The following is a 25,563-nucleotide window of genomic DNA, read 5'->3' as shown; positions in this document are numbered from 1 at the left end:
ATAACCATTCCTCAGGTGTTTGACAACGCCCTGCCACAAAGGGGCGAACAACAGAGACAGGGCGGCGCGGCTTCGCCGCCGGGGAGGATAAGACATGCCGGACTCCGGCTTCGATCTGCTGTCCGTGTCGGACTCGTTCGTCACCGCCCGCCATACGGCGCAGGCCCTGCCCAGCTATCCCGGAACGATGCCGGCCACCATGGCGGAGGCCTATGCCTGCCAGGATCGGTCCATTGCCGCCTGGGGCGACCGGGTCGCCGGCTGGAAGATCGGGCTGATCGCCCCGGCTCTTCGTCCGCAGTACGGGGCGGAGCGGCTGGCGGGTCCGGTCTTCGCCAAGGCGGTCTGGACCGCGCAGCCGGGAGCGCCGGTGAGCTTCCCCGTCTTCCAGGGCGGCTTCGGCGCGGTCGAGGCGGAGTTCGTGTTCAAGCTGGCCCGCGACATCGCACCCGGCAACGTGGTGGCCGACGTGGCGGATCTGGTGGCGGCCCTGCATCTCGGCATTGAGCCGGCCGGCAGCCCCTTCCCGGAAATCAATGATCATGGCCCGGCGGTGGTCGCGTCGGATTTCGGCAACAATGCCGGCCTGATCATCGGGTCCGAAATCGTGGGCTGGCGTGAGCGTGCGTGGGACAGCATGCGGGTCCGCACCATTGTAGACGGCGCCGCCGTCGGCGAGGGTAGCGCCGCTTCCGTGCCCGGCAGCCCGCTCGCCGCCCTGGCCTTCCTGGTGGAGCACTGCGCAAAGCGCGGCATAACCCTGAAGGAAGGCGACTGGATCACCACCGGGGCCACCACCGGCATTCATCAGGTGCAACCCGGCGCCGTTGCCCGAGTCGAGATGGAGGGTCTTCCGCCCATCGACGCCGTCGCGGTTCCGGCGGTGTCGAGATGATCTCCCCCTCCCTGTCCCGCCGTGGCTTCCTGGCTGCCGGAGCGGCCGCGGGGACGCTGACGCTGACAGGCTGCGACGAGGTCAGCCGTCCGCTGTTCAGCGCCGAAACCCATCCCGAAGGCTACCCCACCGTGGAGGCCGTGAAGGCCATGGGGCGTATGCTGGAGGAGCGTACAAACGGCGAGCTGTCCATCCGCGTCTATGCCGGCGGGCAGTTGGGGTCGGAGAACGATACGCTGGAGATCACGACCTTCGGCGGGATCGACCTGAACCGTGTCAGCCTGGCGCCCCTGAACCCCATCGCACCGGCCACCCAGGTGCTGAACCTGCCCTTCCTGTTCAAGTCCATCCCCCATGCCCGCCGCACTTTCGACGGCGTGCCGGGGGAAGTGATTCTGGACTCGATGATGGACAAGGGGCTGGTCGGCCTCTGCTTCTACGACAGTGGCGCGCGCCACTTCTACAACACCCGCGGGCCGGTCTACACGCCCGACGATCTGCGTGGGCTGAAGATACGGGTGCCGACCTCCGACCTGTATGTAGCGATGATTGCCGCCGCTGGCGGCAATCCCACGCCGATTCCGCTGGGCGAGGTCTATCAGGCCCTGGTGCAGGGCGTTGTGGACGGGGCGGAGAACAACTGGCCCTCCTATGAGAGCACCCGGCATTACGAGGTTGCCCGCTATTACAGCCTGTCCGGCCATGTGATGGCGCCGGAGGCCCTGGTGATGTCGCGCCGCCGGTGGGAGAAGCTGCCGCAATCCCATCAGGACACGATCCGGCAGGCCGCCAAGGACAGCGTACCCGTGATGCGCGCCCTCTGGGACAAGCGGGAGCAGGAGGCCGAGACGCGGCTGCTCGCAGCCGGCATCCAGGTCAACAAGGTGGATCAGTCCGCCTTCACGGCCCCGATGGAGCCGCTCTGGGACCGCTTCATGAATACGCCTTTCCTGCAGCAGCTGATGGCGCAGGTTCAGGCACTCGGAGGCGCCGATGCTTGACCTTCTTGCCAGGATCACACGCATGCTGAGTACGGCGTTCCTTTGGTTCGCCGGGGCCGGTTTGGTGCTGATGACCGCGATCATCGGCTGGCAGGTTTTTGCCCGCTACGCCCTGGAGGCCAGCCCTACTTGGGCGGAACAGGCCAGCCTGGTTCTGATGATCTGGTACATCAGCCTCGCGGCTGCGGCCGGCGTGCGGGAGCGCTTCCACATCCGCATCACGGCGGTGGAAGACGCTGTAACGCCAGCCGCCCGCGCCCGGATGGAGGTGATTTCCAATCTGGTCGTGCTGACGCTCGGCCTCACCATGGCTGCATGCGGGGCGGAACTGACCATCGCCACCTGGGGCCATAACATCCCGACGCTGTCGCTGCCGCGCGGCGTCGCCTACGTGCCCATCTCGCTTGCCGGGCTGCTGATCGCGCTGTTCGCGCTGGAACACATCCTGGCGGGCATGCTTGGACGAAAGGTTGAACCGCTATGGCGCTGACCGTCCTCATGCTCAGCCTTTTCGCGTTGCTGGCCCTTGGGGTTCCAGTGGCATTTGCGTTGCTGGGCGCATCGCTGGTTACCTTCCTGATGCTGGACATCCCGCTGGTGGTGGGCTTCCAGCAGATGGTCGCCGGCATGAACATTTTCGTGCTGATCGCCATCCCGTTCTTCATCTTCGCCGGCGACCTGATGCACCAGGCCGGCATCGCCCGCCGGATCGTGGAGGTGGCGGATGCTGTGCTAGGCCGCGCCCGCGGCGGCCTGGGACAGGTGAATGTCGGCGCCTCAATGCTGTTCGGCGCCGTCTCGGGATCACCCATTGCCAGCGTCTCGGCCATGGGCTCCACCCTGATGCCCCTGATGAAGGAGAAGGGGTACGATCCGGACTATGCGGTTAACGTCACCTCCACAGCCGCAATCACCGGCATCCTGATTCCACCCTCCCACAACATGATCATCTATGCGGCCGCGGCCGGCGTCGGCGTCTCGGTCCAGGATCTGTTCCTGGCCGGAGTGGTGCCGGGGCTGCTGACGGGCGCCTTGCTGATGTTCGCAGCCTGGGCGGTGGCCGTGCGGCGCGGCTATCCACCGGGATGCTTTCCCGGTTGGGGCGCCTTCCTGCATTCGCTGGGCATGGCGATTCCTGGCCTGATGACCGCTGGCATCATCATCATCGGCGTGCTGGGCGGCGTCTTCACCCCGACGGAAAGCTCGGCGGTCGCCGTGATCTACACACTGATTGTCGGAACGCTGGTCTACCGGTCCCTGGGTTGGAACGGGTTCAAGGCAGCGGTGACTGGGGCGGTGCGGACGACCGCCATGGTCATGCTGATCATCGGCGGGGCCGGCGCGTTCGGCTGGCTGGTGGCGCTGCTGCAGGCACCGATGCATCTGGCTGGCTTCATCCAGCTTCTCTCCGACAACCCCATCATCGTGCTGCTGATCATCAACATCATGCTGCTGATCCTCGGCACCTTCATGGACATGGCGCCACTGATCGTGATCACGACGCCAATCTTCCTGCCGGTGGCGCAATCCATGGGCGTAGACCCGGTGCATTTCGGCATCATCATGATGCTGAACCTGGGTATCGGCCTCGTCACACCGCCGGTCGGGTCGGTGCTGTTCGTCGGGGCCGCCATCGGCCGCATCCGGGTGGAGCAGGCGGTGCGAACCATGTGGCCCTTCTATCTGGCCCTGATCGCCGCCCTGATGCTCGTGACCTTTATCCCGGCCCTGTCCTTGCTGCTGCCCCAGCTGATGGGCTGACCCTCCCTCCCCCGCGGCGAAGTCATCGGCGGATACAAGGACAAAGCCCCGGCAGGCCATCCCGCCGGGGCTTTTCCTTTTTCGCGGGTCAGCTCCTTGTGGGGAACTGCCCCCTGATCACGGCGGCGGACTGAGCCCGGCCATAAAAAAATCCGGGCTTGCGCCCGGATCGAGTTCTGCGGCCCGCCCTGCGAAGGTGACAAGCAGGCCGTTCATCATGGCCGTCCCAGGTGCGCCGCAGGAAAGGATCGGCGGGGTCGGCCATGAAACCCGGTTACCGAAACATCACCCCTGCCCCATCCCGGCGGCAGTGGCGGCGTTGGCGGCGATGGCAGCCCAATCCCCGGCCTTCAGCAGCGCCGCCGGCGCCACCCAGGAACCACCCACAGCAATGACGTTCGGCTGCGCCAGATATTCGGGCGTCTCTGCCCGGCCGACACCGCCCGTGGGGCAGAACTGGATTCCGGCCAGCGGGCCGGCCATGGCCTTCAGGGTGGCAAGGCCGCCATACTGCTCCGCAGGGAAGAACTTCAGGATTTCGAACCCTTCCTCCAGCCGGGCCAAGGCCTCGCTGGGGGTGGAAACGCCGGGCATTACCGGAATGCCTGCCCGCAACAACGCAGAGGCCGTGCGCGGCGTGGTTCCGGGCGTGACGATGAAGTCGGACCCGACCTCCAGGGCGGCATTCACATCCCGCTCGGAGAGAACGGTGCCGGCCCCGACAAGCACGCCGGGAGCTGCCGCCTTCATGCGCCGGATCACCTCCAGGGCCGCTGGCGTGCGCAGCGTCACTTCGAGCACCTTCAGCCCCGCACCGCACAGGGCTTCGGCCAGCGGCTCGGCGTCGTCGACCCGGTCCACGACCAGAACCGGCACGACGCGGGACGTCCGCAGGATAGCCCGGAAGGCGGAGAGGGGTGGTTTCGACATGCGTGCAGAACCCTGGTTACATGTGAGGAATAGAAAAGTGGCGCGACCCTCTAAGAAGGCCGCGCCACGACGTTAGTAGGAGTAACGAAAGCCCAGGAATACCTGACGACCCGTATGCGTATAGACGTACACGCGGTCCGAGGAGTCGACGAACTGGTCGTTGAACTCGTCGGTCAGGTTGATGGCTTCCAGAGTGATCTCGAGATTGTCGCTTACATTGTAGAAGGCGGAGAAGTCCACATTGATGCTGGAGTTCTTGCCCTCGACATCATTCCCGTTCCGGCCCGGGACCTGGCTGAGATAGTCATCGCGGTAATTGACCGAGATGCGAGCGCCGAAAGTCTCGTTCTCGTAATAGAGCGTGCCGTTGGCGGAGTGCTTGGACAGGCCGACAAGCTGGGACTCGATCGGGTTGTCCACCGGTCCATACTGCGCCGTGGAGTCCACGTACGTGTAATTGGCGACGACGCCGAAGCCATCCCACGGAGCCGGCAGGAAGTCGAAGGGCTGCTGGTAGATCAGCTCAAGGCCAACCACGTCCGCACCCTGCCCGTTGATCGGCTGCCGGAACTCGAACTCCTCGGACGGGTCCACGATGTTGGTGTCCACCAGATCCAGCGGGAAGCCGGACTGGTTATACGGCATGAATACCGATTCCGTGGCCACGAAGGACTTCACGTCCTTGTAGAAGAACGCTGCCGCCAGCAGGCCCTCATCGCTGAAATACCATTCGGCGGATGCATCGAAGGAGTCGGCCTTGAACGGCTCAAGGAACGGATTGCCCGCGGTGACGCGGCGGGTGAAGCTATCCACCGATCCGCCGGGCGTCAGATTGCCCAGCGCCGGACGGGTGATGTTCCGGGATGCCGCGCCGCGGAGGACGACATCGTCCGTCACTTCCCACGCCAAGTTCAGCGAGGGAAGAGTGTTGGTGTAATCGCGCTCGATGGTGACCAGTGCGCCGTTGTTGAAGCCGGTGGACTCCTGCTTCGTCTCGACCACACGCACGCCGACATTCCCGCGCAACGGACGCCCGGCCAGATCAAAGGTGAAATCGAGCTGGGCGAAACCGCCGAGCTGCTCCTCCGTTACGTCCTGCGTCGCATCCTCACGGAGAGCGACGGGAAGGTTCCCCAGGCCCAGAATGTCGAACCCGGTGTCCAGGTTCGGCACCAGCCAGCGGGTGATCTGGCCGCTCGGTAGGTCCAGCCCCTGGCCGAAATCGTCGAAGGGCAGCAGTTCCACCAAGTCGGCGACGCTACGGCCACGGAACTGGGTGGTGTCGGCACGGTACTCACGCTGCTCGAACGTGAACTTCTTCCAAACGCCGCCGAGCTGGAACACATAGTCGTCGCTGATATGGTACTCGCCCTCGAGCTTGGCCGTATAAAGCTCGTTCAGCACCGTGTTCGGTCGGGACCGCAGTTCGTCGAAGATGAAGTTTTCTGGATTTGTGGTGTCGAAGCCGAAATCCAGCAACGGCAACCGGTCATTGCCCCGGTAGTCGTAACCGAAGCTCTGATTCGGCGAGATCATGAGCAGGGTATCCTGGACCGGATTGCTGAAATCCGACTTCTCATATCCGCCCAGGGCGCGAATTGTGAAACTGTCCGTCACGTCATAGTCGCCGGACAGAACGGCCTGATAGAAATCCGTCTCCAGTTCGTCGACACGCGCTTCCGACCAGATATCGACATTGTCAAACTCGCCGGCGACGATCGTGCCATCCTGGACGATCACATTGCGCGGCAGCGTCTCGAAGATGCCCGAGGCATTGCGGCGGCTGAACGACACGGCCTCGATATAATGCTCTGTCCGGGTGCCCCCGAAATTCGCGTAGAGCAGGTCGAGATTGATTTCGATCGAATTGGTCGGCGCAAACTGGAGGGCGCCGGTGATACCCAGCCGCTCCTGCTCGCTGGCGACGACACCATAGCGCGGAATACGGGGATGGAACGCCTCGTTTAATTCGTCGAGCGGGAGCCCGGCCGTGCCGGCATCCTGGAAGCCGCCGGCCTCCCAGCGCACGGTGCTGTGCCCCTCCTCGCGGACAGTGCGCTCGGCATAGGCCACCGAGAGCAGGGCGCCCACCGTCTGATCCAGGAAGGTGTCGGAGATCAGGAAGGCCCCGCGGGGATCGACCTTCTCAGCCAGATCATTGTAGCCGAGCTGCCCCGTCACAGCCATCTTGAAGCCGTCATAGTCGAAAGGACGGGCAGTGCGCAGTTCCACCACGCCGGCGATGCCGCCCTCCTCGACTTCCGCCGAGGATGTCTTGCGGACGGTGATGCTGTTGAACAGCTCCGATGCAAAGATATTGAAGTCGAAGGCGCGGCTGCGGTTGGTGCCGCCCGAGCTATCCGTGCCGCCGGTCGTGCCGAGCGTCTCCATCCCGTTCAGAGTCACACGGGTGAAGGTCGGGCCCAGGCCGCGCAGGGTGATCTGCCGTCCCTCGCCCGCGTCGCGGTCGATGGCGACGCCGGGCACGCGCTGGATGGACTCGGCGAGGTTCATGTCCGGGAAGTCGGCCATGTCCTCCGCCATGATCGCATCCACATGGCCGACGGCATCGCGCTTGGTATCGAGCGCCTCACCCAGGCTCTTGCGGAAGCCGGTGATGATGAGTTCCTCCAGGGGCGGCTCAGCCGGTTCCGCCTGGGTCGGCACATCCGCGCCATTGGCCTGCGCGACCTGCTGCATGGCCGTCTGCGCTTGAGCAAGGCCCGCACCCATTGTGACGAACAGGGCAACGGACGATACGCCGGTGAACAGACGGCCCAGACGGGACCGCCCCCCCTTCTTGGACTTCATGTTTCCTCCCCTTTGCTTTTGGTCCCTTCGCGCCCGAGCGTTCAGCCAGGTCTGCAGAAGGGCCGTCACCGAGCGTTTGACACCGGTGACATAAATCTTATAGCACCAGCTCTGACACCGGTGGCAATAGCTTTTTTGCCCAGGCCGGTGCAGAAACTTCGGACGAGATTACAGCCCGGTCGGGGAAGCCGGCATATCAAGGGGAGAGGATCGCCATGGCGGCGCGGATCGTCTGTTTCGGGGAGCTGCTGCTCCGCCTGTCAGCTCCCGGACGGGAGCAATTGCTGCAGTCGTTGCGGCTGGATGTCCATTTCGGCGGGGCGGAGGCGAATGTCGCCGTATCGCTGGCCCGCTTCGGCCACGATGCGGCGATGGTCAGCGTGCTTCCGGAGAACCCGCTGGGTCGGGCCTGCCTGGGCGAGTTGCGCCGCCAGGGCGTTGATGTGAAGGCGCTTCGCTTCACGCCGGGCAGAATGGGCCTTTACTTCATGGCGACAGGCGCGCTGCAGCGGCCATCGGACATCGTCTACGACCGTGCCGATTCGGCCTTCGCCTTGGCAGAACCGGACAGCTTCGACTGGAACCGCCAACTGGACGGGGCCGATTGGTTTCATTTGTCCGGCATCACGCCCGCGGTGGGTCCGCGCTCCGCCGAATCCGCCTTGCGCGCCGTGAAGAAGGCCACGGAGAAGGGAATCCGCGTCTCCTTCGACTGCAACTACCGCTCCAAGCTGTGGCAGGCCTGGGGCGGCGATGCCCGCTCATGCCTGAAGCAGATCATGTCGCATGCCGAACTGGTGTTCGGCGACCACCGCGATATCGCCCTGATCCTGGGCCATGACACGGGCGCGGCTCCGGCAGAGGAACGTTTCGCCAATGCGGCCCGCGCCGCCTTCGCCGCCTTCCCGCGCCTGCGCTACATGGCGGCCACGGATCGTGTGACCGTCAATGTGGACCATCACGACATGTCGGGCGCCCTGGTTTCCCGCGATGCGGCCTGGAAGACGGAAAGCTATGCCCTTGTGCCCATCGTGGACAGGATCGGCGGCGGCGACGCCTTTGCGGCGGGACTGATCCACGGGCTGGTTACCGGTATCGATCCAGGAGAGGCCCTGCGTCTGGGCGTGGCTGCGGCCTGCCTGAAGCACTCCATACCGGGCGACTTCAACCTGGTCGAGTTGGCGGATGTGCAGGCCTTTCTGGAGTCCGGCGGACTGGATGTACGGCGCTGACAAGGTGCGCACATTCCTATCCAGGGTCGGCAGCGGCATCGGCCGCGTGCCGGCCCCCTCTTACAAGCCGGTTTTCAGATGCAGGGCGATCGGAAGTCCGGCCTGACGCAACCCGTCCGCGACCAGCCGGGCCACATCCTGCGCCCCCTGCTTGGAGAAATGGGTGTTGTCCTCACTCCCGTCGGGATACGCAGGATACGTACCGGGCGGGAAGACCATGTAGAGCGCCTTTGAGCCTTCCTGCCCGAAGCCTTCCATGTGGGCCATTGTGGCGACTGTGACGTCGATCAGCGGCACCTGATGCGTTGCAGCCACCTGCCTCATGGCCGTGAGATAGGGCTCATGGGTCTGCACCATGCGCCCGCCCTCGAACAGGCGGCGGGCCACGGGCGTCAGCAGCACCGGCAGGCCACCCCTGGCCCGAACATCCGCCACCATGCGGGTCAGATTGGCCGGATAGTCCGCAGCAGGATCGGTGTAACGGGCGGGATCGTCCCGGCGCTGGTCGTTGTGACCGAACTGGATCAGCACATGGTCGCCGGGACGGATGCGGGCCGTCACCTCGTTCCAGAGACCCTGGTCGATGAAGCTGCGGGTGCTACGGCCGGACTTGGCCAGATTGACCACCGCCACCCCGTCGTCGAACAGGGGCTGGAGCATCATGCCCCATCCGGCCCGCGGCGCCCGCTCCGGCCCGTATTCGGCCGCCGTGCTGTCCCCGGCGATAATGAGCTGTACAGGCGGTGCATCCGCAGCGGCTGCAGCGATGCCGGACAGGGTGAAAAGACCCGCCCCGACGGATGCCAGCAGCATCCGCCGGGACAGCCCCTTCATCCTCCGGCTCGAAGGCCTGTTCGTCACCGTGCCAACCAGCCGCCATCCACGGGCAGCAGCGTGCCGTGGATATAGTCAGCCGCGCGGGAGGCGAGAAAGACCGCCGCCCCGCCCAGATCGGACGGCGCCCCCCAACGCCCGGCCGGGATGCGGCCCAGGATGTCGCGGTTGCGCTGCTCGTCATTGCGCAGGGCTTCGGTGTTGTTGGTGGCGAAATAACCGGGCGCAATGGCATTCACATTGATGCCCTTCGCCGCCCATTCATTCGCCAGCAGCTTGGTCAGCCCGGCGATGCCGCTCTTGCTGGCCGTGTAGGAGGCGACGCGGATACCGCCCTGGTAGGAGAGCATGGAGGCGATATTGATAATTTTGCCCCCTTCCCCTTGCGCCAGCATCTGACGGGCCGCCGCCTGGGCCAGGAAGAAAGGCGTCTTCAGATTGACGTCCAGCACCAGGTCCCAGTCCGCTTCGGAGAATTCCAGCGCGTCGGCGCGGCGGATGGTGCCAGCATTGTTGACCAGGATATCCACCCGGCCCAGCACCATTACCGCCTCCTCCACCACCGCGGAAACAGGGGCGCCTTTGCCCAGATCGGCGGAGATGAAGTGGAAGCGGGCACCGGTCTCCGCGATTATGGCCTCCGTTTCCGTCGGCGGGGTGCGTCCAACCGCGGCGATGTCCGCGCCGGCGCCTGCCAGCGCAACGGCGATGCCCTGGCCGATGCCGGTATTGGCACCGGTGACCAGGGCCACCTTGCCCTTCAGATTGAAGAGATCGAGCATGATAGGTCCCGCCTTCAGCGCAGCTGGCAGATGTCGAGGACCTTCATGTCGGTATAGTCCAGGTTCTCGCCGCCCATCGCCCAGATGAAGGTATAGTTCTTGGTACCGGAGCCCATGTGGATCGACCAGGGGGGCGACACCACGGCCTCGCCATCGGCGACCACGATGTGGCGCGCAGCCTCCGGCTCTCCCATGAAGTGGAATACGCGGTCGTCGGGGCCGAGGTCGACGTAGCAGTAGACTTCCGACCGGCGGTCATGCAGGTGCGGCGGCATGGTGTTCCACACGCTGCCCGGCTTCAAGGTCGTAACCCCCAACAGAAGCTGGGCGGACTGGCAGACGCCTGGGATGATGTACTGGTAGATCGTCCGCTCGTTGGAGGTTTCCAGAGCGCCGCGCTCCAGCGGGACCGCCTTGTCGATGGAGATCTTCACCGTCTCGAAGCGCGCATGGGCCGGGGTGCTGACCAGATAGAAACGTGCCGGGCTGCCCGCATCGGCGGATTCGAACACCACGCTTTCCGTTCCCATCGGGACATAGAGCCCGTCCTTGGGCGCCAGCTCATAAACCGTCCCGTCCACCGTGACCCGCCCAGCACCGCCCACATTGACGATGCCGAGTTCGCGCCGCTCCAGAAGGGGCTTGCCGGCGGCGGAGGCCGGCTCCGTCTGCTTCGGCAGCTCGATGGCGCTGCCGGCCGGGGTCGCGCCGCCGATCACGAACCGCTCGTTGTGGGAGTAGTTCAGGACGACCTCACCGGGCACGAACAGGCCAGCGATGAGGTAGCGGTCGCGCAGATCCTCATTCGAGGCGCCGGCCATCATGACCGGATGCGTGGCCTGGTAGGTCTTCTTGAACATGCTCATTCCTCCCGAAATGTGTGCGCCGCTCCGGCGGCTTCGCTACGCGGAGCAGGCCGCCCCGATGTGCCGATGCCCGCACTCCGCAAGCTCCAGCGAACGGAATTCACGCCCGTCCGCTCGATTTCCCGATCATAGGTAACCGGTGTCAATTCGGAATTCAACACGCACTTTGGGCATTGGCCTCAGCATCGGCCGTGCGCGGCCGGCTCAGCGTCTGGGCGGGATCACGGATTCGCGTAGAACCAGCCGGGGAATCACGGAGGTCGGCTCCACAGGGCCGAGATCATCCTGGAGGACGCGGCCGATCAGCTTTTCGGCCGCCATCCGCCCGGTGTCCTGGCTTGGCGAGCGCACGGTGGTGAGCGCCGGCCAGAGCCGGGTAGCGAGCGGGCTGTCGTCGAACCCCACCACGCCGATATCCTCCGGAATCTGCATGCCGCGCCGATAGGCGGCCTTGTAGACGCCGGCCGCCATCTCGTCATTGCTGGCAAAGATGGCCGTCGGCGGGTCTGGCAGGTTCAGCAGGATGTCGGCGCAGGCCTCCCCGGTCTCGAAGGTGTATTCACCCTGCACGATCAGCTCCGGGGGCAGCATTACCCCATGCCGCTCCAAGCCGCCGATGAAGCCCCGCGTCCGTTCATGCGCCGACCGGTAGGTCGGGGAGCCGCTGATGAAGCCGATGCGGCGGTGGCCAAGCTCTACCAGATGGTGCGCCACCTCTTCCGCGGCCTGACAGTCATGATAGACAACGGTGTTGCGCGGCGTATCCAGGGGCACGGCGACGACCCGGATGAAGGGGCACTCCAGTTCCGTCAGCAGCGCGGCGAGTTCGTTGTTCTCCGACAGCGGCGGCAACAGAATGACCCCGTCCAGCTTCTGCCGCTCGACCAGCTGCCGCACCTCTGCGAAGAAGGTCGGGCTGGTCTTGTCGCAGGGATGCACCACCAGCTCGTACCCCATCCTGCGGCAGGCGCCGAGCACGCCGTACTGGATGTTCACGATGTAGTGGGAGCTGGGATTGTCGTAGATCAGCCCGATCAGCAAGGATCGTTGCGATGCGAGGCCACGTGCCTGCGGGTCCGGCACATAGCCGATCTGATCGATGACGCTCTGTATCCGGTCCCGCGTCTCATTCTTCACGAACGGCGACTGGTTGATCACGCGGGAAACGGTCTTCTTCGAGACCTGGGCAAGACGCGCTACATCGTTGATGGTCGGCTTGCGCTTCAAGGTCCAGACGATCTGGCCGGGTATTGCGCCGGCCCCTTCTGGACCGCATGTCTCCAGCTCCGCCGCTGCCCTTTTGGCCCGTGTCATCGGTCGTCTGTTCCTGCAATTGACTGGAGTGTATTTTCAAGCTGCGCCCGCATTGTTTCATGTGCAAGCGCGATTGCAGTCAAGGCGAGTCCGCGCCCGACAGGCCTTTGCGCATCGCCCAGGTGAGGAAAAGGTCCGGCCAGGCCGCCACGGGTTTGCCGGCAATGGCGCGCAACCCGAACCCGTGCCCGCCCTCCTCAAACAGATGGGCTTCCACCGGCACTCCGGCCGCGCGAAGCGCCTGCACCATGATCAGGGCATTCTCCGGCGGCACGGCCGTGTCGTCCATCGCATGAAGCAGGAAGGTCGGCGGTGTCTGCGACGTGACTCTATTCTGGGCCGACAAGGCGGCCATCTCCGCCAGCGATGGAGAGCTTCCCAGCAGATGGGTTCGGGAACCGGCATGCACGGCCGCGCCATCCATCGCGATAACGGGATAGATAAGCGCCGCCAGCGTCGGCCGGGCCGAGAGGGAATCGGCCCCATCGACCGGCGCATAGATTTCCCGATCCGCTTCCGCGGCCAGACGGGCGGCAAGGTGTCCGCCGGCCGAAAAGCCCATCACCCCGACCCTGTCCGGCGATACCCCCTCCGCCGCTGCATGCGATCGGATCAGACGCATCGCCCGTTGCGCATCCTGTAGGGGCGCATCGGCGCCCGCCGCCCAGCCATCGGCAGGAAGCCGATAGAGCAGCACATAGGCTGCTATTCCGCGGTCGGCCAGCCATCGCGCCGTCTCCAGCCCCTCCTTGTCCACCACCACGCGGGCATAGCCCCCGCCGGGAATCAGCAGCATCGCCGCCCCGGTCGGCCGAGCCGGGCGGAAGACGGTCAGAGTAGGAGCGCGTATTCCGGTGACGGCGCGATCCCGCAGCCCTGGCGGGGCCGGGCGGTCCAGCACCTCCTGCACAACGGTGACCAGCTCCCCGCCCGGCGGTTCGGCAGGCCACAAGGGCCAGACCTCCTCGGTCTCGGCCCTTGCAGCAACCGGCGCGGCGAGGCCGGACAGGAGCAGAAGCAGCACCGGAAGAAGACGGCGAACGGGCCGGCGCATCGTGGTTTTTCCTCTCTCCGAGACGGGCATCCGATAGGAATACTTGAATTGACACCGGTGGCAATGAAACACTGGGGGAATGGTTGGACATTTCAGCCGGCCGGGAAACGACAAGAACATGGCTCCGCTCCAGAGGCGGGTCGGACAGGGAGAAGACCATGAAGGCGCGCCGCCTCCTGATGCGAACCGTTCCGGCTGCCATCGCCCTGTGCGTGGCGCTGACCGTTGCTCCGGCCATGGCGGCCGACGACCTGCGCCAGGATGCGCTGGACACTATGAAGCGCGCCACCCGCTTCATGGTGGAGAAGGTTGCCAACAGGGGCGGCTATGTCTGGTCCTACCTGCCCGACATGTCCCGCCGATGGGGGGAGATGGAGGCGACGGAAACCATGGCCTGGGTCCAGCCGCCCGGCACCGCCACCATGGGCCACCTGTTCCTGGATGCCTACCACGCCACTGGTGACGAATATTACTACCAGGCTGCCCAACAGGCGGCGGGCGCCCTGATCGAGGGGCAGCATTCATCCGGCGGCTGGAACTACCTCATCGACTTCGCGGGCGAGGAGTCGTTGCACCGCTGGTACGAGACGATAGGCCGGAACGCCTGGCGGTTGGAGGAATTCCAGCATTACAGCGACAGCGCCACCTTCGACGACGCCGGCACTGCGGAAGCATCGCAGTTCCTGCTGCGGCTCTACATGGAAAAGCAGGATGAGCGCTATCGTCCGGCGCTGGAAAAAGCGATCCGCTTCGTCCTGGACAGCCAGTATCCGATGGGCGGTTGGCCGCAACGTTTCCCGCTCCAGGATGATTACAGCGCCCACATCACCTTCAATGACGATGTCGCGGCGGAGAACATCAAGTTCCTTATCCTGTGCTGGCAGGCCCTGGGTGACAAGCGCGTGCTGGACCCGATCCGCCGGGCCATGGACAGCTTCGTCGTGACGCAGTTGCCTGACCCGCAGCCGGGCTGGGCCCTGCAATACACGACCGACCTCAAGCCGGCCGGGGCACGGACCTATGAGCCGAACTCCCTGGTCACCCACACCACGGCGGCGAATATCGGCCAGCTCATGAATTTCTATGAGCTCACCGGCGATGCGAAGTATCTGGAACCGATCCCGGCGGCGCTGAACTGGCTGGACCGGGTGCGCCTGCCGGACGACCGGATCAAGGACGGGCGCACCCATCCCACTTTTATCGAGATCGGCACCGATCGTCCGCTTTATGTGCACCGGCGCGGTTCCAACGTGGTTAATGGCGCGTACTATGTGGATTATGATCCGGCCAACACCATCATCCACTATTCCGGCACCCGCGCCATCGACACCGCCGGCCTCCATGCGCGCTATGAGCGGCTGAAGGCTGTCCCGCCGCAGGAAGCAGCCAGGAACTCGCCCCTGCGAGCGGAAGGCCCAGTAGCCCTGCCGGTCTATTTCACGCTCGACCCGGTCGAAGTGTCAGACCTGAACAGCAATGCGCCCCAGGAACGAGGCGAAGCACCGCCGGAGACGGAACTGCGCGGACTGATCGGCGGACTGAATGCTGAAGGCTGGTGGCCGACGCCGCTGCGCGCCACCAGCAACCCCTATGCAGGCCCAGGCAGCCCGACGCCGGCTCCCGGCGATTACGCGACCACCCGTGTCGGCGACCATACCGACACCTCCCCCTACCTGACCGACGCACCGGCAATCGGCATCTCCACGGGCACCTATATCCAGAATATGGCCGCCCTGATCCGCCATGTCGGCCGGCCCTGAAGCGGCGAGGTAACAAGCATGACCATCCAGACCACCCCGGTTGCCCGTCGCAGCTTGCTGAATGGGGCTGCCGGAGCCGCCGCCATGGCAGGGCTGGCCGTGCATCCTCATGTCGCCACGGCCGCCGAAGATATGCCTATTGCCACCACCAGCCATGGCAAGGTGCGCGGCGCCGCACGCGACGGCATTTCCGTTTTCAAGGGCATCCGTTACGGCGCCGACACAGCCCCCCGCCGCTTTATGCCGCCGCTACCGCCGGAACCCTGGACCGGCGTGCAGAATGCGACGTCATACGGCCCGGCCTCCCCGCAATCGAAGAACCCGCCCGGAGAGGAGATGGGAGAGGACTGCCTGTTCCTGAATCTATGGACGCCGGGCCTGCGAGACGGGGGTAAGCGGCCGGTCATGTTCTACATCCATGGCGGGGCCTACAACCATGGTTCAGGCGCCAGCCCGCTCTATGACGGGACCCGGCTCTGCCAACGGGGCGACGTGGTGGTGGTTACGGTGAATCACCGGCTGAACGCCATGGGGTATCTGTACCTGGCGCGCTTGGCCGGGCCGGAGATGGCGGACAGCGGCAATGCCGGCATGCTGGACCTCGTGCTGGCGCTGCATTGGGTGCGGGACAACATCGCCGAGTTCGGCGGCGATCCCGGCAATGTGATGCTGTTCGGCCAGTCCGGCGGCGGCGCCAAGATCGCGACGTTGATGGCGATGCCGGCCGCCGCCGGCCTGTTCCACCGCGCCGCCACCATGAGCGGACAGCAGCTCACCGCATCCGGCCCGCTGAACGCAACCCGGCGCGCCGAGGCCTATCTGGCTGCCCTGGGCCTGACGCCGGAGCGGGCGGAGGAGGCCCGCCACATGCCGCTGGCGCAGCTGACGGCCGCACTGAAGGCCACTGATCCCGTGATCGGGGCAGGTTCGCTTTATTTCGGCCCCGTCCTGGATGAGCGGAGCCTTAACCGTCATCCCTTCTACCCGGACGCCCCCACGCTATCCGCCCACATTCCCATGATCATCGGCAACACCCACGACGAGACACGGAACCTGATCGGCAACTCCGAGCCGGATAGCTTCAATCTCGCCTGGGAGGAGGTCGCCCCTCGCCTCGCCCGACACATGCGGGTGGACATCCACCCCGAAATGGTGGTCGCGGAATACCGGAAGCTCTATCCCCATTACAGCCCATCCGACGTTTTCTTCGCCGCCACGACCGCGGGCCGGTCCTGGCGCGCCGCCGTGGTCGAGGCGGAATTACGGGCGATCCAGGGTTCCCCCGTCTATGCCTATCAGCTCGACTGGGGATCACCCCTGGACGGCGGCAAATGGGGTGCGCCGCACATGCTGGACATCCCACTGGTGTTCGGGACGTTGGATGCGGAGGAATCGATCACCGGCACGGCGGCCGATGCGCGCGAGGTATCTGGCCGAATGATGGACGCCTTCATTGCATTCGCCCGGACCGGTAACCCGAACTGCCCGTCCGTTCCCGAATGGCAGCCCTATACGCTGCCTCGCCGCGAAACCATGGTCTTCGACTCCTCCACCCGCCTGGAAAATGATCCGCGCGGAGCCGAACGGGCGCTTTTCGCGAAGGTGCCCTTCATCCAGCAGGGAACCTGACGCCCATAGCAGTCGGAAGATCATTGTAGGTAACAGACCACAGGGTATGCCGACAACTCGGTCAATGTTGCGGATGCCTGAGGATGCAGCGCAGCGTCATCTCGACCAGTTCCTTGGCATCATCTTCCGAAAAGCCCTGCCCGCCCGCCTTGCGGCCATTATCGGCCTCGATACTCCAGTTCCAACGGCCGTCTTCCATTGGCATGAGGGTCGCCGCCCACATGCCGGCGGGATCCTCAGCTATCCAACGGGAACCGATCCGGCTCCAATCGACAAGGTGCATGCGCTTGCTCCCGATATCGTCCGCAGCTCCCCGCGGGCAGAACCTGCCTGGGCGGAGAAGCTATGGCCGTCAACACGGCAGGAGCGGTATCAGCGCGTCTTGAAATGGTCAGCCGTTACGTCCGCCCGGCGTCCCAGCACCTTTGAAAAAGCAGCCCGGCGCGGCTGCCCTGAACCGGCCCGAAGCAAATGTACCGGCCAGGGCTGCCCCTCCCGTCTCAGCTCCGTGCGAAGTCCAGCAAATCGGCGTTGAGCTGGTCCTTGTGGGTGGCGGCAAGGCCGTGGTCGCCGCCGGCATAGATCTTCAGCACGGCGCCCTTCGCCAGCTCCACCGTACGGCGGGCCGAGGCGTCGACGGGAACGATCTGATCGTCGTCGCCATGAATGATCAGCGTCGGGATGTCGAATCTCTCCAGATCCGCCGTGAAGTCCGTCTCGGAGAAGGCCTTGATGCAATCCAGCTCGTTCTTCAGCCCGCCCATCATGCCCTGCATCCAGAATGCGTCACGCATGCCCTGGCTGACGTTCGAACCGTCGCGATTGGCGCCGAAGAAGGGAGTGGTCAGGTCCTTGAAGAACTGCGAGCGATCGGCGGCGAGGCCATTGCGGATGCCGTCGAACACTTCGATGGGCAGGCCGCCCGGATTGTTCTCCGTCTTCAGCATGATGGGCGGAACCGCACTGACCAGCACCGCCTTAGCGACCCGTCCGGTGCCGTGACGGCCGATATAGCGGGCCACCTCTCCGCCGCCGGTAGAGTGGCCGACCATCATGGCCCCACGCACGTTCAACTGCTCCAGCAATCAGGCGAGGTCGTCGGCGTAGGTATTCATTTCATTTCCGTCCCACGGCTGGCTGGAACGGCCGTGACCACGGCGGTCATGGGCGATGGTGCGGAAACCATGCTGGGCAAGAAAGACCATCTGATCTTCCCAGGCATCGGCCGTCAGGGGCCAACCGTGCGAGAATACGATCGGCGTGCCTGAACCCCAGTCCTTATAGTAGATCTGGGTGCCGTCTCTGGTGGTGATCGTTGGCATGTCGCAGCTCCGTCGTCGGGGTAGTCGGTCCGGATCGGACCGCGGCAAGTCACCGCCAGGAAGGGTCGGAAACATCGGGCATCCGGACGGTGTGACGCGGCAAATGCTGCCGTGGCTTGGCACGACGGTCTTGAATGAGGGTGCCGAAATTGGACAAAATCGACCTCGGAGGTCGACCCTCACCACCGGAGGTACACCGGTCCGGCATCGTTGGCCCCGGAGAATGGATCGAACCAAGTTCCGACCTGGATTCGGCAGAACAGGCGTTGGTTCTCCGTAGACGTTCTGCCGTCCCGACATGCAGCTTTGAATTATTGCAATGGGAAACCCTTGCGCAGGCTTCCGTGACGTTTCCGGCAGGGCCCCGACGACATGGCTCCTCTGAAACGGCGCGTCAGGGGCAAGGCACTCTGTTCGTCTTCCGAGCCTGCAATGCGCAATGCGCGATCCCTTGATCGCACATGGAAGAATTTTTCATGCAGTGTTGATCATTTTGCAGAGCAAAGGCGTTTGTTCGGGATGTAGGTACATCAGAGAACTTGCCAACCGATTTTCAAGGGAATGCCAGTGGACCAGATAATTACGCTCACTGCCAAAATCGCCGCCTCGTACCTGGAGGCAAACCGTATACCTCCCGATGATCTTCCTGGCCTGGTGCAGACGATCCATGGCGCTTTGAACGGGATATCCAATCCGCCCGCGCCGCAGGCGGAAAAGCCGATTCCCGCGGTACCGGTCAAGAAGTCGGTCACGCCCGATTACATCGTCTGCCTGGAAGACGGTAAGAAGCTGAAGATGCTGAAGCGCTATCTGCGCACGGCATATGGCATGACGCCTGAGGAATACCGGGCGAAGTGGGGATTGCCGGGCGATTATCCTATGGTCGCTCCGAATTACTCGGAGCGCCGCAGCTCTTTCGCTCGCGACATCGGCCTCGGCCGCCGCCCGAACAAGTCGGAGCAGGCCCCCGAGGTTGAAGAGCCAACGCCGGATGCGACGCCGAAGAAGGCACGCCGCGGTCGTCCCAAGGCAGCCTGACGGACAGGGCGGCAGCGTCCCCCCGAGCGCGCTGCCGCCGTCCTGCTTTCCGGCCGGAGCCATACACAGCCGCTACGATATTTCAGGTGTCGCCGATTGCTGCGGCCAGCGCGCGGAAGAGCGCGTCGAGACTGTAGGGCTTCGGCAGAACCTCGATGTTTTCCGCCCGCGCTCCTTCCTCACTGTAGCCGGTGGTCAGCACCACGGGCAGGCCAGGACGCAGCCGGCGGCATTCGTGGGCCAGATCCACCCCGCTGCGGGTTCCCGGTGTCACCACATCGCTGAACAGGACATCAAAACGGCTGCTGCCGGCAAGCAGAGGCACGGCATCGTCCGCCGTGCCCACGCGCGTCACCGTCCAGCCCGCATCTTCCAATGCCGCGGTCACCGTCGAGGCGACCACCGGGTCATCCTCCACCAGGAGCATGTGTCCGCCCTGCCGCTCAAGTCCGGGAAGCGTCCGGTCCGGTTCAACGGCCCGCGCCACCTGCTCCGACCGGCGGAGCAGCAGATGCACCGTCGTACCGAGGCCCTCCTCGCTCTCTATCCAGGCCGTTCCGCCGGCTTGGCGGGCAAGTCCGTAGACTTGGGCGAGCCCCAGGCCCGATCCCTTCCCCACCTCCTTCGTGGTGAAGAATGGATCGAAGGCGCGGGCAGCGACCTCCTGGGACATGCCGGTCCCGCTGTCGGCAACCGACAGGCACACGAAATCGCCCGCCAGCCCCGTCGGATCGCCTGGGTGCAGTGTAATGTTCCTGGCATGGATCGCCAGCCTGCCCCCGCCGGGCATGGCGTCGCGCGCATTGACCGCCAGATTCAGCAAGGTCAGCTCGAACTGCGTGGGATCAAGTTCGACCGGCCAGAGGTCAGACCCGAAGCTGGTCACCACGGCGATATCGGCGCGCAAGGCCCGCTCCAGAAGTCCAGACATGGCGAGAACCCGGTCGCGTATGTCGATGGGCTCCGGCCGCAGGCTTTCGCGACGGGAGAAGGCCATGAGCTGCTGAACCAGCTTGGCGCCGCGCTCCACAGCCTGTTGGCCGGCCTCCAGCATCGGGCGTACCCGCGGCTCCGCCGTGCGGCGACCGATCATTGCGAGGCACCCGCCCAGTGCCTGGAGTAGATTGTTGAAATCGTGCGCCACCCCGCCGGTTAACTGCCCGACGGCCTCCATCTTCTGCGCCTGCCGTAACTGGTCCTCGGCTTGGCGCAACGACGCCTCACGTTCCTTTTCCGCCGTGACGTCGCGGCCGACGCCATGGACCAGCCCCCTATCCGGCACCGCTACCCAGGAAATCCAGCGGAACGAGCCGTCCTTGTGCCGGTATCGGTTCTCATGCCGCAGATTGGCGCGCGCCGGGCTCAGGCGGCCAGCCTCCTCCGCGGTGACGTCGCGGTCGTCGGGATGCACGAAATCCAGGAACGACCGGCCCAGAAGCTCGTCCTCCGCCCAGCCCAGCAGGCTTGTCCAGGCCGGGTTCACCGCCGTGATCGTCGTGTCGTAGCGGGCAACCAGCATGATATCGGTGGACAGGCGCCACATGCGGTCACGGTCTGCCGTCCGCTCGGCCACGCGCCGCTCCAGCGTGACGTTCAGGTCCCGTAGCGCATCCTCGGCATGCTTGCGCTCACTTACGTCTCGGTAGAAGACGGCAAGCCCCGCACCCGATGGAAATATCCTGGCTTCAAGCCAGGCATGCCGGCCATCGGCCCAGTCGTAGCGATGTTCCACGAAGGCTGGAGCCCGCTCCCGCATGGCGCGCTTATAGGCCTGTCCAATGGCGCTGTTCTCGGACCCCGGCCATGCCTCCCAGACGACACGGCCGACAATCTCCTCCGCAGGCCGCTGTTCCAGCCGTAGCCCTTCCGCATTCATTTCCACCACCCGGAAATTGCGGTCGAGCACCAGGAATCCTTCGGCGATACTCTCCAGCACTTCCCGGCTGCGGTCGCGCTCGGCCCGCAGCAGGCTTTCCGCCCGGGCGCGTTCGATGGCCGACCAAGTGCGCTCAGCAACCTCCTGCACGAGTTCGACCTGGTCCGCCCGCCATCGCCGCGGCAGCCGATTATGTACATAGAGCGCCGCGACCATCCTGCCGTCCTTCACCAGGCTGGCCGTGATGACGGAGGACATTTCAAGCGCGGCGAAAGCAGCCAGCCGCTCAGGCGAGTTCGTTCGGGGGTCCGTCGCCGCATCCTGGATGACCAGCGGGTCGCCCCGGCGGAGTGCCGTCAGCACCTCCGTGCCAAAGGCTGCCAGATCATGCGTGCCGACATGGGATGCCACTGCGCCGTCGGTCCAGTTGCGTTCAGTGGTGAAGAACCGCATCTCCTCTTCATCCACCGTGCCATAGCCGACCCGGCTCACGCCGAGATAACGGCCAAGCGCCTCCTCGGCGGCCGCGGCGATCTCCAGCGGGTCGGAGAAGTCGCGCAGCTTCTCCTCCAGCGCCAGCCGGAATGCCGCCCTCCGCTCACCCAGCACCTTACTTGTAGTCTCGGTACAGGCGCAGAACATGCCGGCCGCACGCCCGGTCTCATCGAAGACCGGGCTGTAGGAGAATGTGAAATATGTCTCCTCCCGGTAACCGTGCCGCTCCATGACGAGCAGCTGGTCTTCACGAAAAGTAGCCTCCCCGGCCAGCGCCCGTTCCACCAGTTGGCCCAGCACGTCCCAGATGTCGGCCCAGACTTCCCGGAACGGGCGCCCAAGGGCTTCTGGCTTGGAACCAAGAATCGGCCGGTAGGCGTCATTGTAGAAGAAGGTGAGGTCCGGTCCCCAAACGGCGAACATCGGGAAGCTGGACGTCAGCAAGAGACCGACCACAGTACGCAATGACTGCGGCCAGCATTCCGGCGGGCCAAGCGGCGTTGCCGCCCAGGCATGCGTACGCATCTTCTGCCCCATTACGCCGCCGCCAGCCATGAAGTTCGGGGCGGTAATTTCGCCCGGCTCAGACATCATTGTGCGGCATGGTTCGCGAAGGACAGGGGCATGGCTCAAGGTGGAGCAGAGACATACGTTCTGCGTCCAGCAAACACAATCACCGACCAGCTGGCAATTCCGATGTAGGCTTGCGCAGGCGCCCAGCAGCAGTCAGAACGGCGCCAACAGAAGAACCAGGGGTAGCGTGAGAACCGCGAGCAGGGTCTGCAAGGCGATGATGCCCGCCATCAACGGCGCATCGCCTCCAAGCTGACGCGCCAGCACGTAGGAAGAGGAGGCCGTCGGCAGCGCCTGGAAGAGAAGCGCCGTCAGTGCCGCCATCCCCTCTAGCCCGAAGAGCATCGCCGCGGCGATCGTGGCCAGAGGCATCAGTGCGAACTTCGCGCATGAGGCGATCAGCGTCGGCGCAACACCGCGCCCTAGCGCGCGGAGGTCCAGCGCCGCACCGACGCACAGCAGTCCGACGGGCAGCGCCGCCTGTCCCAAGGCGCGCAACCCACCGTCCAGACCAGGCGGCAGGCGGAGCCCGCTTGCCTGCAAAGTGATGCCGACCGCACAGCTCAAGACCAGCGGGTTGAGAGCAATCCCGCGCAATGCTCCCAGCAGCGACGTCCGGGCGGTACCCCAGCGTGCGAAGACCAGGACGCAGAGGATATTGACGGTGGGGACGAGAGCGGCATTGGCGACCGCCGCCAATGGTACGGCCGCCGCCCCGAACAGCCCGACCGCGGCGCTGACCCCGACATAGTTGTTGAAGCGCACGCCGCCCTGGAACACGGAGGTGAAGGCCGCCCCGTCGAGGCGCAGCCATGGCCTGGCGACAACCAGCACCAGCGCAACCGTCAGAGCTGCGAGCACCAGCGTCCCGGCCAGAGCCGCCACCGGCACGCCGTCGAGATCGGCCGTCGCAAGCGCATGGACGAAAAGCGCCGGTAGCAGCACATAGTAGCTCAGCCGCTCCGCCTGGGGCCAGAACGCCTCCGCCAGAAACGAGCCCCGCCGCATCGCATAACCGAGACCGATCAGGAGAGCGACGGGAGCCAGGGCCAGGACGATGGCGCCGATCATGCCCGGACCTGTGCGGTATTGGGGATTGCGCTCATGCCGGCTCCGCCTTGAAAGAACGCCGAAGCCTAGGCCGGTTAACGCGTGAGCAAAAACGCTGAATTCTTGTCGGTCCGTCGAGAATTTCTCATCGGTCAGCTCTGCCTGAGCGCGGCGGCGAGAACACCGGTAAGGGGAAACAGGGCGTTATCCTCCCGCTGCAGAAGCCCGACCCAGCGTTCACGCTGCGGCTCGCCGAAGGGCAACCGCGTCAAAGCCGGCAGGCGGTCCAGATCCTTGTCGGCCAGGGGCACCACTGCGACCCCGAGCCCGTTCGCCGCCATTCGTACCAGCGCCTCCTGACTGTCCAGCTCCATCTCCTCCCGCACCCGCAGCCCCAGCCGCCGGAGCTCATCCTCGATCATACGTCCGGCCCAGGCGCGCTTCTCGAACCGAAGAAAGGGCAGGCCGGTCAGCAACTCCCGCGCATCGGCGCCGGCCGCATCGGGCGGCGCGATGATCCAGAAACGATCGGCATAAAGCGGCTCGAAGGACAGTCCCGCCGGATAAGGCTTCACCGGTTCGGTCGTGACCGCGGCGTCGATATCGCCTGCGTCGACGCGCCCCGCAAGCTCGGCCGACATGCCGCTCGCCACACTGATCCGGAGCAACGGATGCTCACGCTTCAGGCGACCGAGCGCCTGTGGCAGGCGTCCAGCCAGAGCGGTCTGGATCGCGCCGAGACGCAAACGGCCCCGCAATCCAGGGCCTGCCGCGATCTCGCCGGCGATGGCATCATAGGCGGCGATGATGGCTTCGGCCCGTTGCAGGGCAAGGTGCCCGGCCTCGGTCAGGACCGGGCGGCGGCGCGACCGGTCGAACAGCGTCGCCCGGAACTCCTCCTCCAGCGCCTTGACATGCAAGCTGACGGCGGACTGCGTCAGGCCGAGCGCGTCGGCGGCACGGCCGAAGGTACCGTGCCGCGCGATGGCCACAAGCGTCCGGAGGGCACGGAGCGACATGCCGGCCGTCAGCTGGCCGGGCGGCGGGCATCGTCACCACCTGGTTCCACGACACGACCCTCCATTTTCCTGCGGCGGTTCAGCAGCAAGCGGCCAGGGCCGCCGTAAACACCGGCACGGTCTTTTCTGTCAGGCCCGCGATATTGATCCGGCCAGACCCGGCCATATAGACAGCATGGTCGGTCCGCAACCGCGTCACCACCTCTGGAGAGAGCGGCAGCAGCGAGAACATGCCGTGCTGCTCCGCCACTGCGCGAAGCGGCCCCCCATGTGCCGTCAGCGCCTGGCGCACCGCTACCAGCCGCGACCGCATCTCCTCCAGTTCCTCCCGCCATGCCGCTGTCAGTTCCGCATCGTCCAACAGCAGGGCGATGGCGGCAGCGCCGTGGTCGGGCGGCATGGACCAGTTGGCCCGGGCCAGGGAAAGCAGGTTGGAGTGGACGCGGTCGGCATCCGCACGGCTGCCCGCCAGGGTGAACAAGGCACCGACACGCTCACGGTAGACCCCGAAATTCTTGTCGCAGGAATAGGCGACCAGCGCTTCCGGGCACCGGGCCAGAACAGTGCGCACGCCCAGCGCATCCTGGTCCAGGCCACGGCCCATCCCCTGATAGGCCAGATCCAGCAGCGGGATGACTCCGCGGGAGGCCAGCAGCTCGGCCACTTCCCGCCATTGAGCGTCGGACAGATCGGCGCCGGTCGGATTGTGGCAGCAGCCATGCAGCAGGGCGACATCGCCTGCCCGCGCCCGCCCCAGGGCTGCCATCATCTCGTCGAAGCGCAGGCTCTGGCTTGCCTTGTCGAAGCTCTCATAGGTTTCCACTGCCAGACCGGCCGCATTCAGGATCGGCGGATGGTTGGGCCAGGTCGGCGCCCCGACCCAGACCCGGGCCCCCGGCGATGCGGCTGCGATCAGCTCCGCCGCCAGCCGCAACGCACCGGTCCCGCCCGGCGTCTGGACACCGGCAAGACGGCCGGCAAAATCCATCGTGCCGAAGACCAGCCGCTGCATGTGCGCCGTAAAGGCGGTGTTCCCTTCCGGCCCAAGATAGGACTTGCTGGTCTGGCCCTGCCACAGCCGCTCCTCCGCCGCCTTCAGCGCGCGCAGAACCGGCGTGTTCCCGGTCTCGTCCCGATAGATGCCGACGCCGAGGTCGATCTTGTGGGGCCGCGGGTCGGCGCGGTACTGACCGATCAGGGCGAGGAGCGCATCGGCAGGCTGTTGCTGCAGCGGACCGAAGAGGGACATGAGGGTGGCCTTTCCCATTTGGACGTGCGACCAAGACTAACCGGCTTCCCCTCGAAAATGGATGCCCGATTC

Annotated in this window: 20 protein-coding genes and 1 pseudogene; 8 read left to right on the top strand and 13 right to left on the bottom strand. The window is 65.3% G+C overall.

Going from position 1 to position 25,563, the window contains the following annotated elements; translation table 11 throughout:
• The first annotated feature begins 94 nt into the window (after positions 1-94).
• Genes DOL89_RS18720 through DOL89_RS18705 form a run of 4 tightly spaced genes read left to right on the top strand, consistent with a single transcriptional unit; the run spans position 95 to position 3,657 of the window.
• Positions 95-895 (top strand): 2-keto-4-pentenoate hydratase, encoded by an 801-nt coding sequence (locus DOL89_RS18720; RefSeq protein WP_119680880.1) that lies wholly within the window; start codon positions 95-97, stop codon positions 893-895.
• On the top strand, positions 892-1,896 hold the full coding sequence (locus tag DOL89_RS18715) for a TRAP transporter substrate-binding protein (protein WP_119680879.1): 1,005 nt from the start codon (positions 892-894) through the stop codon (positions 1,894-1,896). Before DOL89_RS18720 ends, DOL89_RS18715 begins: the two co-directional genes overlap by 4 nt.
• Positions 1,889-2,386 carry a TRAP transporter small permease gene (locus DOL89_RS18710; protein ID WP_119680878.1) on the top strand — a complete coding sequence of 166 codons (498 nt, stop codon included), beginning with the start codon at positions 1,889-1,891 and terminating at the stop codon, positions 2,384-2,386. Before DOL89_RS18715 ends, DOL89_RS18710 begins: the two co-directional genes overlap by 8 nt.
• Positions 2,377-3,657 carry a TRAP transporter large permease gene (locus DOL89_RS18705; protein WP_119680877.1) on the top strand — a complete coding sequence of 427 codons (1,281 nt, stop codon included), beginning with the start codon at positions 2,377-2,379 and terminating at the stop codon, positions 3,655-3,657. The genes DOL89_RS18710 and DOL89_RS18705 overlap by 10 nt, the downstream gene beginning before the upstream one ends.
• Before the next feature lie 285 nt (positions 3,658-3,942).
• On the opposite strand, the gene eda is transcribed toward DOL89_RS18705, so the two are convergent.
• Entirely contained in the window at positions 3,943-4,587 is a 645-nt protein-coding gene (eda, locus tag DOL89_RS18700) for a bifunctional 4-hydroxy-2-oxoglutarate aldolase/2-dehydro-3-deoxy-phosphogluconate aldolase (protein WP_119680876.1), read from the bottom strand.
• Positions 4,588-4,659: 72 nt separating this feature from the next.
• Complete coding sequence (locus tag DOL89_RS18695) at positions 4,660-7,398, bottom strand: TonB-dependent receptor (protein ID WP_119680875.1); 2,739 nt, start codon at positions 7,396-7,398, stop codon at positions 4,660-4,662.
• Between the two features lie 215 nt (positions 7,399-7,613).
• Here DOL89_RS18695 and DOL89_RS18690 point away from each other — a divergent pair, with 215 nt between their 5' ends.
• Positions 7,614-8,630 (top strand): sugar kinase, encoded by a 1,017-nt coding sequence (locus DOL89_RS18690; protein ID WP_119680874.1) that lies wholly within the window; start codon positions 7,614-7,616, stop codon positions 8,628-8,630.
• 60 nt (positions 8,631-8,690) lie between these two features.
• On the opposite strand, the gene DOL89_RS18685 is transcribed toward DOL89_RS18690, so the two are convergent.
• From DOL89_RS18685 to DOL89_RS18665, 5 genes are all read right to left on the bottom strand, one after another.
• Positions 8,691-9,464 carry a rhamnogalacturonan acetylesterase gene (locus tag DOL89_RS18685; RefSeq protein WP_119680873.1) on the bottom strand — a complete coding sequence of 258 codons (774 nt, stop codon included), beginning with the start codon at positions 9,462-9,464 and terminating at the stop codon, positions 8,691-8,693.
• Positions 9,465-9,487: 23 nt separating this feature from the next.
• Positions 9,488-10,246, bottom strand: coding sequence for a 2-dehydro-3-deoxy-D-gluconate 5-dehydrogenase KduD (kduD, locus tag DOL89_RS18680; protein ID WP_119680872.1), 759 nt, complete (start codon positions 10,244-10,246; stop codon positions 9,488-9,490).
• Positions 10,247-10,260: 14 nt separating this feature from the next.
• Entirely contained in the window at positions 10,261-11,112 is an 852-nt protein-coding gene (gene kduI, locus DOL89_RS18675) for a 5-dehydro-4-deoxy-D-glucuronate isomerase (protein ID WP_162937671.1), read from the bottom strand.
• A 204-nt stretch (positions 11,113-11,316) separates the two neighbouring features.
• Complete coding sequence (locus DOL89_RS18670) at positions 11,317-12,426, bottom strand: LacI family DNA-binding transcriptional regulator (protein WP_119680871.1); 1,110 nt, start codon at positions 12,424-12,426, stop codon at positions 11,317-11,319.
• Positions 12,427-12,505: 79 nt separating this feature from the next.
• Entirely contained in the window at positions 12,506-13,480 is a 975-nt protein-coding gene (locus tag DOL89_RS18665) for an alpha/beta hydrolase (RefSeq protein ID WP_119680870.1), read from the bottom strand.
• Positions 13,481-13,638: 158 nt separating this feature from the next.
• Here DOL89_RS18665 and DOL89_RS18660 point away from each other — a divergent pair, with 158 nt between their 5' ends.
• Both DOL89_RS18660 and DOL89_RS18655 read left to right on the top strand, forming a co-directional pair.
• Entirely contained in the window at positions 13,639-15,240 is a 1,602-nt protein-coding gene (locus DOL89_RS18660; RefSeq protein ID WP_119680869.1) for a pectate lyase, read from the top strand.
• Between the two features lie 18 nt (positions 15,241-15,258).
• The gene (locus tag DOL89_RS18655; RefSeq protein WP_119680868.1) at positions 15,259-16,869 is read left to right on the top strand and encodes a carboxylesterase/lipase family protein; all 1,611 of its coding nucleotides are present in this window, start codon (positions 15,259-15,261) and stop codon (positions 16,867-16,869) included.
• Positions 16,870-16,930: 61 nt separating this feature from the next.
• Here DOL89_RS18655 and DOL89_RS25045 read toward each other — a convergent pair whose 3' ends face one another.
• Positions 16,931-17,152, bottom strand: coding sequence for a hypothetical protein (locus tag DOL89_RS25045; RefSeq protein ID WP_162937670.1), 222 nt, complete (start codon positions 17,150-17,152; stop codon positions 16,931-16,933).
• Between the two features lie 217 nt (positions 17,153-17,369).
• Positions 17,370-18,191 (bottom strand): annotated as a pseudogene (locus DOL89_RS18650) (alpha/beta fold hydrolase).
• 561 nt (positions 18,192-18,752) lie between these two features.
• On the opposite strand from DOL89_RS18650, the gene DOL89_RS18645 reads away from it, so the two are divergent.
• Positions 18,753-19,229, top strand: coding sequence for a MucR family transcriptional regulator (locus DOL89_RS18645; protein ID WP_119680867.1), 477 nt, complete (start codon positions 18,753-18,755; stop codon positions 19,227-19,229).
• Between the two features lie 82 nt (positions 19,230-19,311).
• On the opposite strand, the gene DOL89_RS18640 is transcribed toward DOL89_RS18645, so the two are convergent.
• From DOL89_RS18640 to DOL89_RS18625, 4 genes are all read right to left on the bottom strand, one after another.
• Entirely contained in the window at positions 19,312-22,125 is a 2,814-nt protein-coding gene (locus tag DOL89_RS18640) for a PAS domain-containing protein (protein WP_225890041.1), read from the bottom strand.
• A 201-nt stretch (positions 22,126-22,326) separates the two neighbouring features.
• Positions 22,327-23,244, bottom strand: a complete 918-nt coding sequence (locus DOL89_RS18635) for an AEC family transporter (protein WP_119680865.1) — start codon at positions 23,242-23,244, stop codon at positions 22,327-22,329.
• Positions 23,245-23,375: 131 nt separating this feature from the next.
• Complete coding sequence (locus DOL89_RS18630) at positions 23,376-24,242, bottom strand: LysR family transcriptional regulator (RefSeq protein ID WP_119680864.1); 867 nt, start codon at positions 24,240-24,242, stop codon at positions 23,376-23,378.
• Between the two features lie 79 nt (positions 24,243-24,321).
• Positions 24,322-25,491 (bottom strand): amino acid aminotransferase, encoded by a 1,170-nt coding sequence (locus DOL89_RS18625; protein WP_119681360.1) that lies wholly within the window; start codon positions 25,489-25,491, stop codon positions 24,322-24,324.
• Positions 25,492-25,563: the final 72 nt, after the last annotated feature.

It is taken from the genome of Indioceanicola profundi (genome assembly GCF_003568845.1).
Lineage (GTDB): Bacteria > Pseudomonadota > Alphaproteobacteria > Azospirillales > Azospirillaceae > Indioceanicola > Indioceanicola profundi.
The sequence above is the reverse complement of the archived record's forward strand: the minus strand, read 5'-3'. Positions and strand labels throughout refer to the sequence as shown.

Bases quoted from the DNA above. Each gene is read 5' to 3' on its own strand.
- DOL89_RS18720 (WP_119680880.1), top strand. From the start codon at position 95: ATGCCGGACTCCGGCTTCGATCTGCTGTCCGTGTCGGACTCGTTCGTC.
- DOL89_RS18715 (WP_119680879.1), top strand. From the start codon at position 892: ATGATCTCCCCCTCCCTGTCCCGCCGTGGCTTCCTGGCTGCCGGAGCG.
- DOL89_RS18710 (WP_119680878.1), top strand. From the start codon at position 1,889: ATGCTTGACCTTCTTGCCAGGATCACACGCATGCTGAGTACGGCGTTC.
- DOL89_RS18705 (WP_119680877.1), top strand. From the start codon at position 2,377: ATGGCGCTGACCGTCCTCATGCTCAGCCTTTTCGCGTTGCTGGCCCTT.
- eda (WP_119680876.1), bottom strand. From the start codon at position 4,587: ATGTCGAAACCACCCCTCTCCGCCTTCCGGGCTATCCTGCGGACGTCC.
- DOL89_RS18695 (WP_119680875.1), bottom strand. From the start codon at position 7,398: ATGAAGTCCAAGAAGGGGGGGCGGTCCCGTCTGGGCCGTCTGTTCACC.
- DOL89_RS18690 (WP_119680874.1), top strand. From the start codon at position 7,614: ATGGCGGCGCGGATCGTCTGTTTCGGGGAGCTGCTGCTCCGCCTGTCA.
- DOL89_RS18685 (WP_119680873.1), bottom strand. From the start codon at position 9,464: ATGAAGGGGCTGTCCCGGCGGATGCTGCTGGCATCCGTCGGGGCGGGT.
- kduD (WP_119680872.1), bottom strand. From the start codon at position 10,246: ATGCTCGATCTCTTCAATCTGAAGGGCAAGGTGGCCCTGGTCACCGGT.
- kduI (WP_162937671.1), bottom strand. From the start codon at position 11,112: ATGAGCATGTTCAAGAAGACCTACCAGGCCACGCATCCGGTCATGATG.
- DOL89_RS18670 (WP_119680871.1), bottom strand. From the start codon at position 12,426: ATGACACGGGCCAAAAGGGCAGCGGCGGAGCTGGAGACATGCGGTCCA.
- DOL89_RS18665 (WP_119680870.1), bottom strand. From the start codon at position 13,480: ATGCGCCGGCCCGTTCGCCGTCTTCTTCCGGTGCTGCTTCTGCTCCTG.
- DOL89_RS18660 (WP_119680869.1), top strand. From the start codon at position 13,639: ATGAAGGCGCGCCGCCTCCTGATGCGAACCGTTCCGGCTGCCATCGCC.
- DOL89_RS18655 (WP_119680868.1), top strand. From the start codon at position 15,259: ATGACCATCCAGACCACCCCGGTTGCCCGTCGCAGCTTGCTGAATGGG.
- DOL89_RS25045 (WP_162937670.1), bottom strand. From the start codon at position 17,152: ATGCACCTTGTCGATTGGAGCCGGATCGGTTCCCGTTGGATAGCTGAG.
- DOL89_RS18645 (WP_119680867.1), top strand. From the start codon at position 18,753: ATGCCAGTGGACCAGATAATTACGCTCACTGCCAAAATCGCCGCCTCG.
- DOL89_RS18640 (WP_225890041.1), bottom strand. From the start codon at position 22,125: ATGCGTACGCATGCCTGGGCGGCAACGCCGCTTGGCCCGCCGGAATGC.
- DOL89_RS18635 (WP_119680865.1), bottom strand. From the start codon at position 23,244: ATGATCGGCGCCATCGTCCTGGCCCTGGCTCCCGTCGCTCTCCTGATC.
- DOL89_RS18630 (WP_119680864.1), bottom strand. From the start codon at position 24,242: ATGTCGCTCCGTGCCCTCCGGACGCTTGTGGCCATCGCGCGGCACGGT.
- DOL89_RS18625 (WP_119681360.1), bottom strand. From the start codon at position 25,491: ATGTCCCTCTTCGGTCCGCTGCAGCAACAGCCTGCCGATGCGCTCCTC.